This window comes from Vibrio sp. D173a, from assembly GCF_030248475.1.
In genome coordinates this window covers 1-12,498 of record NZ_JAHGAH010000202.1, presented here as the reverse complement: position 1 = coordinate 12,498, position 12,498 = coordinate 1, and the positions used below count along the sequence as shown (strand labels likewise).

Here is a 12,498-nt window from a genome sequence, read left to right as displayed (position 1 = left end):
TTGAGCTAATCGCTCCTATCGCTATGGATGAAGGCCTACGTTTCGCTATCCGTGAAGGTGGCCGTACTGTAGGTGCTGGTGTTGTTGCTAAGATCTTCGACTAATTCTTAACGAATTAACGAATGTCTTCGGAAAATCTTGAATTAGATTTGACGAACCAGTAGCAAAAAGGGCATCATTTGATGCCCTTTTTCTGCACTCAACATTATTTTAGCTGTTTTCTTGTTCAGATTTTGGTTGAGAGCAGAGCAAGATTGGCCAGACAGGCTTAATCTTAAGAGAGTAGCGCTGATTTTTTCAGCGATATGGAGTTTGCCCTGCAACAGCGGGGTTGTTGTCGTCTATATTAAGACTTGTGACAGGTTGGTTTATGAAAGCAAATAATGCTGAAACTCCTGATAGCTCAAACGCAGCAGATACGTTTAAGTGGATTGCCGCTTTCGTATTAGCAGCGGCCGCTGTTGTGGGTAATTACCTGTATGGTGAAATGTCTGTAGTTGTTCGTGCTGCAGGCGTTGTTGTTCTTATTGCAGCTGCCCTTGGCGTTGCAGCAACAACGACTAAAGGTAAAGCAGCGATCAGTTTTGCAAAAGAATCTCGTATGGAAGTTCGTAAGGTTGTTTGGCCTACACGCCAAGAAACTATGCAAACAACACTGATCGTTTTAGCTGTAAGTATTGTAATGGCTCTAGCGCTTTGGGGTATTGACGGCATTATGGTTCGTCTAGTAGCTCTAGCGACTGGGGTATAGAGGGTTTTAATTCATGAGTGAAGCTCCAAAAAAACGCTGGTATGTGGTTCAAGCCTTCTCTGGATTTGAAGGTCGTGTAGCTCAATCTCTTCGCGAGCATATCAAAATGCACAGCATGGAAGAGCTATTCGGTGAAGTACTGGTTCCTACTGAAGAAGTAGTAGAAATGCGCGCGGGTCAGCGTCGTAAATCTGAGCGTAAGTTCTTCCCAGGGTACGTCCTTGTTCAGATGATTATGAACGATGAATCATGGCACCTAGTACGCAGTGTGCCGCGTGTCATGGGCTTCATTGGTGGTACCTCAGACCGTCCGGCACCTATCACAGATAAGGAAGCTGACGCTATTCTTAACCGTCTTGAGAAAGCGAGTGAAGCTCCTCGTCCACGTACTATGTACGAAGCGGGCGAAGTGGTACGTGTTAATGAAGGTCCATTTGCTGACTTCAATGGTACTGTTGAAGAAGTGGATTACGAGAAGAGCCGCCTGAAAGTGTCTGTATCGATCTTTGGTCGTGCAACACCAGTTGAGCTTGAATTTGGTCAGGTTGAAAAACTTGATTAAAAAAACACCTTTTTAAGGGTTGTCTAAGGCGCGAATTATGACTATAATTTCGCGCCTTTTTACTTCTGGTGAAGTAAAGAGTTTTTTCATAAACGGGGAGCTGATCGGTGATTAGCGTTTGTACCCAAACTTAGGAATTATCATGGCTAAGAAAGTTGAAGCTTACATCAAGCTACAAGTTGCAGCTGGTATGGCGAACCCAAGTCCACCAGTTGGTCCTGCACTAGGTCAACACGGTGTTAACATCATGGAATTCTGTAAAGCGTTCAACGCGAAAACAGAATCTCTAGAGAAAGGTCTACCTACTCCTGTTGTTATCACTGTATACAACGACCGTTCTTTCACGTTCGTAACTAAGACTCCACCTGCTGCTGTTCTTCTTAAGAAAGCTGCTGGCGTTAAGTCTGGTTCAGGTCGTCCAAACACTGAAAAAGTGGGTACTGTAACTGACGCTCAAATCCAAGAAATCGCAGAAACTAAAGCTGCTGATATGACTGGTGCTGACATCGAAGCGATGAAGCGTTCAATCGCTGGTACTGCTCGTTCAATGGGCCTAGTGGTAGAGGGTTAATAAGATGGCTAAACTAACTAAGCGCATGCGCGTAATCCGCGAAAAAGTTGACGTAACTAAAGAGTACGAAATCAACGAAGCTGTTGCTCTTCTTCAAGAACTAGCTACTGCTAAATTCGTAGAGTCTGTTGACGTTGCTGTTAACCTAGGCATCGATGCTCGTAAATCTGACCAGAACGTACGTGGTGCAACTGTACTGCCTCACGGTACTGGCCGCGAAATCCGCGTTGCAGTGTTCACTCAAGGTGCAAACGCTGAAGCAGCTAAAGAAGCTGGTGCAGACATCGTTGGTATGGAAGATCTTGCTGAGCAAGTTAAGAAAGGCGAAATGAACTTCGACGTAGTTGTTGCTTCTCCAGATGCAATGCGCGTTGTAGGTCAACTAGGTACTATCCTAGGTCCTCGCGGTCTAATGCCAAACCCTAAAGTTGGTACTGTAACTCCTAACGTTGCTGAAGCGGTTAAGAACGCTAAAGCTGGTCAGGTTCGTTACCGTAACGACAAAAACGGCATCATCCACACTACTATCGGTAAAGCAAACTTCTCTGCTGAGCAGATCAAAGAGAACCTAGAAGCTCTTCTAGTTGCTCTGAAGAAAGCTAAGCCATCTTCAGCGAAAGGTACTTTCCTGAAGAAAGTAAGCATCTCTACTACTATGGGTGCTGGTGTTGCTGTTGATCAGGCTAGCCTGAACACTCAAGCATAATTTATTTGCTTAGGCGCAAAATTTGTGTATAATTTTGCGCCTAATATTTGTGGTTGGGGCTGAACATTGGTTCTTTGAACTGTCTCCTAGTTCGAAATGAATTAAGACCCAGTCTCCGTCCAAGACCGTAGGTGTTTGTTCTCAAGACAAACTTAATCATCCTACGTAGATGGTGCCCGAACTGACAGGAAGCTCTATGTAAATAGTTAACTTTCTTCTGGGAATGCACCTCAATAGCTCTCACTGTCGTGATGATAGTGAGTGGTGTAACGACAACCAGGAGTAAATCCAAGATGGCTTTAAACCTTCAAGACAAAAAAGCAATTGTTGCTGAAGTCAACGAAGCTGCCAGTGGTGCACTTTCTGCAGTTGTAGCTGATTCTCGTGGCGTTGAAGTTGGCGCGATGACTTCTCTACGTAAACAAGCTCGCGAAGCGGGTGTTTACATGAAAGTCGTGCGTAACACTCTAGCACGTCGTGCGGTTCAGGGTACAGACTATGAGTGTCTAACTGACACTTTCACTGGTCCTACTCTAATCGCGTTCTCTAACGAGCACCCTGGTGCTGCAGCGCGTCTTTTCAAAGACTTCGCTAAAGAGAACAAAGATTTCGAGATCAAAGCTGCTGCATTTGAAGGCGCTGTAACTGACGCTGAAGTACTAGCAACACTACCAACTTACGACGAAGCAATCGCACGCCTAATGATGTGCATGAAAGAAGCTTCTGCTGGCAAGCTGGTACGTACTATCGCTGCTATCCGCGATCAAAAAGAAGAAGCAGCGGCTTAAGCCTTGCTTTTTACTGGTTGCAAAATAAACTTATTGTTGACTTAAAAGAGAATTGTTATGTCTATTACTAACGAGCAAATCCTAGACGCAGTTGCAGAAATGTCTGTAATGCAAGTTGTTGAACTAATCGAAGCTATGGAAGAGAAATTCGGTGTATCTGCTGCTGCTGCAGTAGTTGCAGGTGGCGCAGCAGGCGGCGAAGCTGCAGCTGAGCAAACTGAATTTGACGTAATCCTAGAATCTGCTGGCGGTAACAAAGTTGCTGTAATCAAAGCAGTACGTGGCGCAACTGGCCTAGGTCTTAAAGAAGCTAAAGCTCTTGTAGACGGCGCTCCAGCACCTCTTAAAGAAGGTGTTGACAAAGCAGAAGCTGACGCACTTAAAGCTCAGCTAGAAGAAGCTGGTGCAACTGTTGCTGTTAAGTAATTATTGCATAGTTTCTTAGCCTAACGGCTAATTGGCTGGTGGTTTTTTAACCACCGGCCTTTTTGCGCTGTAGGGTATAGGCGAATTTTCCCGCTGTTTAAGCGCCTGTCCCCGAGCAAAAAACATTTCATTCCTACGCAATGAAATGTCACTACAGTAAACAGCTATTTAGTCACTGTCCCTTACCCCCCTTAAGTAACTAGGAGCGGGCGGACAGTTTGGGTCACTTATCAGCGAGCTGAGGAACCCCATGGTTTACTCTTATACCGAGAAAAAGCGCATCCGTAAGGACTTTGGTACTCGTCCACAAGTTTTGGACATTCCATACCTGCTATCGATCCAGCTCGATTCGTTCGACAAATTCATCGAACAGGATCCTGAAGGTCAATACGGTCTTGAAGCTGCTTTCCGTTCTGTATTCCCAATTCAGAGCTACAACGGCAATTCTGAGCTGCAATACGTTAGCTACCGTCTTGGTGAGCCAGTTTTTGACGTTAAAGAATGTCAAATCCGCGGTGTAACTTACTCAAAGCCACTACGCGTAAAACTACGTCTAGTAATCTTTGATAAAGACGCGCCAGCAGGTACTGTAAAAGACATTAAAGAACAAGAAGTCTACATGGGCGAAATTCCGCTTATGACAGACAATGGTACCTTCGTAATTAACGGTACCGAGAGGGTTATCGTATCCCAGCTGCACCGAAGCCCAGGCGTGTTCTTCGACAGCGATAAGGGTAAGACCCACTCTTCAGGTAAAGTTCTATATAACGCACGTGTAATTCCTTACCGTGGCTCATGGCTAGACTTTGAGTTCGATCCTAAGGATAACCTATACGTACGTATCGACCGTCGTCGTAAGCTACCAGCTTCGATCATCCTTCGTGCACTTGGTAAGACGTCAGAAGAAATTCTAGATATCTTCTTCGAGAAAGTGAACTTCGAAGTGAAAGATCAAACTCTACTAATGGAGTTGGTTCCTGATCGTCTACGTGGTGAAACTGCGTCATTCGACATCGAAGCGAACGGTAAAACTTACGTTGAGCAAGGTCGCCGCGTTACAGCTCGTCATATCCGCCAACTAGAAAAAGATGGCGTTGATCACATCGAAGTACCAGTTGAGTACATCGTTGGTAAAGTTGCATCGAAAGATTACATCAACGAAGCAACAGGTGAGATCATTGTTAACGCTAACCAGGAAATTAGCCTGGAAGCACTAGCGAACCTATCTCAGGCTGGCCACAAATCACTAGAAACGTTGTTCACCAACGATCTAGACCACGGTCCATTCATGTCAGAAACACTACGTATCGACAGCACTGTTGATCGTATTTCTGCATTGGTAGAAATCTACCGCATGATGCGCCCTGGCGAGCCACCAACAAAAGAAGCTGCAGAAGCACTATTCGAAAGCCTATTCTTCTCTGAAGAGCGTTACGATCTATCGACTGTTGGTCGTATGAAGTTCAACAGCTCTATCGGCCGTGAAGATGCTCAAGAGCAAGGCACACTTGACGAGCTAGACATCGTTGAAGTGATGAAGAAGCTTATCGCGATCCGTAACGGTAAAGGCGAAGTGGACGATATCGACCACCTTGGCAACCGTCGTATCCGTTCTGTAGGCGAAATGGCTGAGAACCAGTTCCGTGTAGGTCTAGTACGTGTTGAGCGTGCAGTTAAAGAGCGTCTAAGCCTAGGCGATCTTGACGCAATCATGCCTCAAGACCTGATCAACGCGAAACCAATCTCTGCAGCTGTTAAAGAATTCTTTGGTTCTTCACAGCTTTCACAGTTCATGGACCAAAACAACCCGCTATCAGAAGTAACGCACAAGCGTCGTATTTCTGCATTGGGTCCTGGCGGTCTAACTCGTGAACGTGCTGGCTTCGAAGTACGTGACGTACACGTAACTCACTACGGTCGTCTATGTCCTATCGAAACGCCGGAAGGTCCAAACATCGGTCTGATCAACTCTCTATCTGCGTTTGCGCGTTGTAACGAGTACGGTTTCCTAGAGACACCATACCGTCGCGTTGTAGATGGCGTTGTAACCGACGAAGTAGATTACCTATCTGCAATCGAAGAAGGCCAATTCGTTATCGCACAGGCTAATGCTGCGCTAACTGAAGAAGGCGGTTTTGCAGATGAGCTGATCACAGCTCGTCAAAAAGGTGAATCTGGTCTACACCCTCGTGAGCACGCTCAGTACATGGACGTTGCGACAAACCAGGTTGTATCTATCGCTGCATCGCTTATCCCGTTCCTAGAACACGATGATGCGAACCGTGCATTGATGGGTGCGAACATGCAACGTCAGGCAGTTCCAACACTTAAGGCTGATAAGCCTCTAGTTGGTACTGGTATTGAACGTAACGTAGCTGTTGACTCAGGTGTAACTGCAGTTGCTAAACGTGGTGGTGTAATCCAGTCAGTAGATGCTTCTCGTATCGTTGTTAAAGTGAACGAAGAAGAGCTAGTACCAGGTGAAGCTGGTATCGACATCTACAACCTGACTAAATACACACGTTCTAACCAGAACACATGTATTAACCAGCGCCCATGTGTGATGCCAGGTGAACCTGTATCACGCGGTGACGTCCTTGCTGATGGTCCTTCAACAGACCTTGGTGAACTAGCGCTTGGTCAAAACATGCGTATCGCGTTCATGCCTTGGAACGGTTACAACTTCGAAGACTCGATCTTAGTATCTGAGCGCGTAGTTCAAGAAGACCGTTTCACGACTATCCACATCCAAGAACTTACTTGTGTGGCGCGTGATACTAAGCTTGGTTCTGAAGAGATCACAGCGGATATTCCAAACGTAGGTGAATCTGCTCTGTCTAAACTAGACGAGTCAGGTATCGTTTACATTGGTGCTGAAGTTAAGGGTGGCGACATCCTAGTTGGTAAAGTAACACCTAAAGGTGAAACTCAGCTAACGCCTGAAGAGAAGCTACTACGTGCAATCTTCGGTGAAAAAGCATCTGACGTTAAAGATACTTCACTACGTGTACCTAACTCTGTTTCAGGTACGATTATCGACGTTCAAGTCTTCACTCGCGATGGCGTAGAGAAAGACAAGCGTGCTCTTGAAATCGAGCAAATGCAGCTTAAAGAAGCGAAGAAAGACCTAACTGAAGAATTCCAGATTCTTGAGGGTGGCCTTCTAAACCGTGTTCGCGCTGTATTGATCGATGGCGGTTACTCTGAAGCGAAACTAGACACAACTGATCGTAAGAAGTGGCTAGAACTAACGCTAGAAGATGACGCTCTACAAACTCAGCTAGAGCAACTTGCTGAGCAGTGGGACGAGCTAAAAGCTGACTTCGATAAGAAATTCGAAACTAAGCGTCGTAAGATCACACAAGGTGATGATCTAGCACCTGGTGTACTGAAGATCGTTAAGGTTTACCTAGCGGTTAAACGTCGCATCCAGCCTGGTGATAAGATGGCGGGTCGTCACGGTAACAAGGGTGTAATCTCTAAGATCAACCCTGTTGAAGACATGCCATACGATGAAAAAGGCCAGCCTGTAGACATCGTACTTAACCCACTGGGTGTACCTTCGCGTATGAACATCGGTCAGATCCTAGAAGTACACTTAGGTCTGGCAGCGAAAGGTATCGGTGACAAGATCAACCAGATGGTTAAAGAGCAGCAAGAACTAGCGAAATTCCGCGAGTTCCTACAGAAAGTTTACGATCTAGGCGAAACTCGCCAGAAAGTAGACATTGCTTCTCTATCTGATGACGAAGTTCGTACTCTGATCAAGAACCTACGTGGCGGTCTACCAATCGCGACTCCAGTATTTGACGGTGCACCAGAAGCGTCTATTAAAGCGCTACTGAAACTAGCAGACCTACCAGAATCTGGTCAGCTAAAACTGTTTGATGGTCGCACAGGTGACCAGTTTGAGCGTCCTGTAACTGTAGGTTACATGTACATGCTGAAACTGAACCACCTTGTTGATGACAAGATGCACGCTCGTTCAACTGGTTCGTACAGCCTAGTAACTCAGCAGCCACTTGGTGGTAAAGCTCAGTTCGGTGGTCAGCGTTTCGGTGAGATGGAAGTATGGGCACTAGAAGCATACGGTGCTGCTTACACTCTACAAGAAATGCTAACGGTTAAGTCGGATGACGTTAACGGCCGTACTAAGATGTACAAAAACATCGTAGACGGTAACCACAGCATGGAACCTGGTATGCCAGAATCGTTCAACGTATTGTTGAAAGAGATTCGCTCGCTAGGTATCAACATCGAGCTAGAAGACGAAGAGTAATCTCTTTCTCTCTCGACCAAGGTTGAGAGAGATATAAAGCGATTATTTGGTAGAAGGTGCTCACTTTAGCGGGTGAGCTCCTTTTAACTCCTTACAGGAGCTGATTGTGAAAGACTTATTAAACTTTCTAAAAGCACAGCATAAGACCGAAGAATTTGATGCAATCAAAATCGGTCTATCTTCACCAGACATGATCCGTTCATGGTCTTTCGGTGAAGTTAAAAAACCTGAAACGATCAACTATCGTACGTTCAAACCTGAACGCGATGGTCTGTTCTGTGCGCGTATCTTTGGTCCAGTTAAAGACTACGAATGTCTTTGTGGCAAGTACAAGCGCCTGAAGCACCGTGGTGTTATCTGTGAGAAGTGTGGTGTAGAAGTTACACAAACTAAAGTTCGTCGTGACCGCATGGGCCACATTGAGCTAGCTTCACCAGTAGCTCACATCTGGTTCCTAAAATCGCTACCGTCTCGTATCGGTCTACTAATGGATATCCCTCTACGTGATATCGAACGTGTTCTTTACTTCGAAATGTACGTAGTAACAGAACCGGGTATGACTGATCTAGAAAAATCTCAGATGCTTACTGAAGAAGAGTATCTGGATCGTCTAGAAGAGTGGGGCGACGAGTTCACTGCTAAGATGGGTGCAGAAGCAATCAAGGACCTACTAGGTTCTATGGATATGCACGCTGAAGCAGAACAAATGCGTGAAGAGCTAGAAACAACTAACTCTGAAACTAAGCGTAAGAAAGTCACTAAGCGTCTGAAACTGGTAGAAGCGTTTATTCAATCTGGCAACAACCCAGAGTGGATGATCCTAACTGTACTTCCAGTTCTTCCGCCAGATCTACGTCCTCTAGTACCACTAGATGGCGGTCGTTTTGCGACTTCAGATCTGAACGACCTATACCGTCGTGTGATCAACCGTAACAACCGTTTGAAGCGTCTTCTAGAGCTAGCTGCTCCGGACATCATCGTACGTAACGAAAAACGTATGCTGCAAGAGTCTGTTGATGCGCTACTAGATAACGGTCGTCGTGGTCGTGCGATCACAGGTTCTAACAAGCGTCCTCTGAAATCTCTTGCTGATATGATCAAGGGTAAACAAGGTCGTTTCCGTCAGAACCTTCTAGGTAAACGTGTAGACTACTCTGGCCGTTCTGTAATCACAGTAGGTCCATACCTTCGTCTACACCAGTGTGGTCTTCCTAAGAAGATGGCACTTGAGCTATTCAAACCATTTATCTACAGCAAGCTAGAGACTCGTGGTCTTGCGACTACAATCAAAGCTGCTAAGAAGATGGTAGAGCGTGAAGAAGCGGTAGTTTGGGATATCCTAGACGAAGTAATCCGTGAACACCCAGTACTATTGAACCGTGCACCTACACTTCACCGTCTAGGTATCCAGGCGTTCGAACCAGTACTAATCGAAGGTAAAGCGATCCAGCTACACCCACTAGTGTGTGCGGCGTACAACGCGGACTTCGATGGTGACCAAATGGCGGTTCACGTACCTCTAACTCTAGAGGCACAGCTTGAAGCTCGTACTCTGATGATGTCGACAAACAACATTCTGTCGCCAGCATCAGGTGATCCGATCATCGTACCTTCTCAGGACGTTGTATTGGGTCTGTACTACATGACTCGTGACAAGATCAACGTGAAAGGTGAAGGCATGTACCTTTCTGGCCCAGCAGAGGCTGAGAAAGCATACCGCACTAAGCAAGCTGAACTTCACGCACGCGTTAAAGTACGTATTACAGAAACAGTTGTAGACGAAGACGGCAACAGCACAACAGAGACTAAGATGGTTGATACAACTATCGGTCGTGCAATGCTATGGCAAATCGTGCCAGCTGGTCTACCGTACAGCATCGTTAACCAAAAGCTAGGTAAGAAGCAAATCTCTAACCTACTAAACGAGGCGTACCGTAAGCTAGGTCTGAAAGACACTGTAATCTTCGCTGACCAAATCATGTACACAGGTTTCGCATACGCGGCACTATCTGGTGTATCTGTTGGTATCGACGATATGGTTGTACCGCCAGCTAAGTACACTGAAATCTCAGAAGCGGAAGAAGAAGTACGTGAAATCCAGGAACAATACCAATCTGGTCTTGTTACTGCGGGCGAACGATACAACAAAGTTATCGATATCTGGGCATCGACCAACGATCGCGTAGCGAAAGCGATGATGGCAAACCTTTCATCTGAAACGGTAGTTAACCGTGACGGTGAAGAAGAGCAACAAGAATCGTTTAACAGCATCTACATGATGGCTGACTCGGGTGCTCGTGGTTCTGCAGCTCAGATTCGTCAGCTAGCTGGTATGCGTGGTCTGATGGCTCGTCCGGATGGTTCGATCATCGAAACGCCGATCACTGCGAACTTTAAAGAAGGTCTAAACGTACTTCAGTACTTTATCTCAACGCACGGTGCTCGTAAGGGTCTTGCGGATACGGCACTGAAAACAGCGAACTCGGGTTACCTAACTCGTCGTCTAGTAGACGTTGCTCAAGACGTTGTTGTAACTGAACATGACTGTGGCACTCATGAGGGTGTTGACATGATGCCTCACATCGAGGGTGGTGATGTTAAAGTTGCACTAACTGAGCTAGCGCTAGGTCGTGTAGTAGCTGAAGACGTTCTTAAGCCAGGTACAGAAGATGTTCTGATCCCACGTAACACTCTAATTGATGAGAAGTGGTGTCAGATCATGGAAGAGAACTCAGTAGACAGCATGAAAGTGCGCTCTGTAGTTACTTGTGATTCTGACTTCGGTTGTTGTGCACAGTGTTACGGTCGTGACCTAGCACGTGGTCACCTAGTGAACCAAGGTGAAGCAGTTGGTGTAATCGCTGCTCAGTCTATCGGTGAACCGGGTACACAGCTTACGATGCGTACGTTCCACATCGGTGGTGCGGCATCTACTGCAGCAGCAGAGAACAGCATCCAAGCGAAGACAACTGGTACAGTTAAACTGCACAACGCTAAGTTCGTAATCAACAAAGATAAGAAGCTGGTAATCACGTCTCGTGCATCTGAGCTAACTATCATTGATGAATTCGGTCGTACTAAAGAGAAGCACAAACTTCCTTACGGTTCGATGCTAAGCAAAGGCGACAACGACGCAGTAACAGCTGGTGAAGTTGTTGCTAACTGGGAAGCGCACACCATGCCAATCATCACTGAAGTGGCAGGTCGCATCCAGTTCGTAGACATGATCGACGGTGTTACAGTTTCTCGTCAAACAGATGACCTAACAGGTCTATCTTCAAGCGAAGTAACTGACCCAGCAGCTCGCCCAGCAGCAGGTAAAGATATGCGTCCAGCTATCAAACTTGTTGATGAGCAAGGTAACGATGTAATGATCCCTGGTACAGAAATGCCAGCTCACTACTTCCTACCTGGTAAAGCGATTGTAAACATCGAAGATGGCGCTGAAGTTGGCATTGGTGACACACTATCTCGTATCCCTCAGAAATCTGGCGGTAACAAAGATATCACCGGTGGTCTACCGCGCGTAGCTGACCTATTCGAAGCTCGTAAGCCTAAAGAGCCTGCGATCCTTGCTGAGCACACAGGTACTGTGAGCTTCGGTAAAGAAACGAAAGGTAAGCGTCGTCTAGTTATCACTCGCGACAGTGGTGATACTTACGAAGAGATGATTCCTAAGCATCGTCAGTTGAACGTATTTGAAGGTGAGCGTGTTGAACGTGGTGACGTGATCGCAGATGGTCCAGAGTCTCCACATGACATCCTACGTCTACGTGGCGTACACGCTGTAACTCAGTACATCGCTAACGAAGTACAAGAAGTTTACCGTCTACAAGGCGTTAAGATTAACGATAAGCACATCGAGACTATCGTTCGTCAAATGCTACGTAAGTGTACAATTACTCACGCTGGTGACTCTGAGTTCCTACCTGGTGAGCAAGTTGAATACTCACAAGTTAAGATTGCTAACCGTAACCTAGAAGCTGAAGGCAAAGAGCCTGCACGTTTCGAGCGTGAGCTACTAGGTATTACTAAGGCATCTCTAGCGACTGAGTCGTTCATCTCTGCGGCATCGTTCCAGGAGACAACTCGCGTACTAACAGAAGCTGCGGTTTCTGGTAAGCGTGATGACCTACGTGGTCTGAAAGAGAACGTAATTGTTGGTCGTCTGATCCCAGCTGGTACTGGTTTCGCATACCACCAAGATCGTCAAGCTAAACGTGCTGAAGCGCAAGAAGGTCCATCTGCTGAACAAGCAACAGATAACCTAGCTGCACTTCTAAACGCAGGCTTCTCTTCTGACGAGTAATCGTTAAGAGCTTAAAAGAAAAGGCACCCTCGGGTGCCTTTTTTGTTTCTTGGAGGCCAAATAGAACGCTTACGCTCCGAGAGTCGAGAGCGCTTCGCTTTAGGAG

At 46.3% G+C, this 12,498-nt stretch carries 8 protein-coding genes and 1 pseudogene; all 9 read left to right on the top strand.

The window, feature by feature from the left end; all coding sequences use genetic code 11:
• A pseudogene (locus KIV40_RS19485) lies at window positions 1–104 on the top strand (elongation factor Tu); the annotation flags it as partial.
• A gap of 266 nt (window positions 105–370) precedes the next feature.
• On the top strand, window positions 371–751 hold the full coding sequence (gene secE / locus KIV40_RS19480; protein ID WP_005451121.1) for a preprotein translocase subunit SecE: 381 nt from the start codon (window positions 371–373) through the stop codon (window positions 749–751).
• Window positions 752–764: 13 nt separating this feature from the next.
• Complete coding sequence (gene nusG / locus KIV40_RS19475; protein WP_005451123.1) at window positions 765–1,313, top strand: transcription termination/antitermination protein NusG; 549 nt, start codon at window positions 765–767, stop codon at window positions 1,311–1,313.
• Window positions 1,314–1,455: 142 nt separating this feature from the next.
• The gene (gene rplK / locus KIV40_RS19470; protein WP_005451125.1) at window positions 1,456–1,884 is read left to right on the top strand and encodes a 50S ribosomal protein L11; all 429 of its coding nucleotides are present in this window, start codon (window positions 1,456–1,458) and stop codon (window positions 1,882–1,884) included.
• A 4-nt stretch (window positions 1,885–1,888) separates the two neighbouring features.
• The gene (gene rplA / locus KIV40_RS19465; RefSeq protein WP_005384683.1) at window positions 1,889–2,590 is read left to right on the top strand and encodes a 50S ribosomal protein L1; all 702 of its coding nucleotides are present in this window, start codon (window positions 1,889–1,891) and stop codon (window positions 2,588–2,590) included.
• Between the two features lie 293 nt (window positions 2,591–2,883).
• Window positions 2,884–3,378, top strand: coding sequence for a 50S ribosomal protein L10 (gene rplJ / locus KIV40_RS19460; RefSeq protein ID WP_005533792.1), 495 nt, complete (start codon window positions 2,884–2,886; stop codon window positions 3,376–3,378).
• Window positions 3,379–3,435: 57 nt separating this feature from the next.
• Window positions 3,436–3,804: a 50S ribosomal protein L7/L12 gene (gene rplL, locus KIV40_RS19455; RefSeq protein ID WP_005433642.1), complete on the top strand. Its 369-nt coding sequence runs from the start codon at window positions 3,436–3,438 to the stop codon at window positions 3,802–3,804.
• Between the two features lie 250 nt (window positions 3,805–4,054).
• Entirely contained in the window at window positions 4,055–8,083 is a 4,029-nt protein-coding gene (rpoB, locus tag KIV40_RS19450) for a DNA-directed RNA polymerase subunit beta (protein ID WP_005433641.1), read from the top strand.
• 106 nt (window positions 8,084–8,189) lie between these two features.
• A complete protein-coding gene (gene rpoC / locus KIV40_RS19445; protein WP_285350840.1) occupies window positions 8,190–12,392 on the top strand; it encodes a DNA-directed RNA polymerase subunit beta' in 4,203 nt (1,400 codons plus the stop codon).
• The last annotated feature ends 106 nt before the right edge of the window (window positions 12,393–12,498 follow it).

What these genes read in the sequence shown, in the direction of transcription:
- rpoB (WP_005433641.1), top strand. Translation starts at nt 4,055, where the DNA reads ATGGTTTACTCTTATACCGAGAAAAAGCGCATCCGTAAGGACTTTGGT.
- rplJ (WP_005533792.1), top strand. Translation starts at nt 2,884, where the DNA reads ATGGCTTTAAACCTTCAAGACAAAAAAGCAATTGTTGCTGAAGTCAAC.
- secE (WP_005451121.1), top strand. Translation starts at nt 371, where the DNA reads ATGAAAGCAAATAATGCTGAAACTCCTGATAGCTCAAACGCAGCAGAT.
- nusG (WP_005451123.1), top strand. Translation starts at nt 765, where the DNA reads ATGAGTGAAGCTCCAAAAAAACGCTGGTATGTGGTTCAAGCCTTCTCT.
- rplK (WP_005451125.1), top strand. Translation starts at nt 1,456, where the DNA reads ATGGCTAAGAAAGTTGAAGCTTACATCAAGCTACAAGTTGCAGCTGGT.
- rplA (WP_005384683.1), top strand. Translation starts at nt 1,889, where the DNA reads ATGGCTAAACTAACTAAGCGCATGCGCGTAATCCGCGAAAAAGTTGAC.
- rplL (WP_005433642.1), top strand. Translation starts at nt 3,436, where the DNA reads ATGTCTATTACTAACGAGCAAATCCTAGACGCAGTTGCAGAAATGTCT.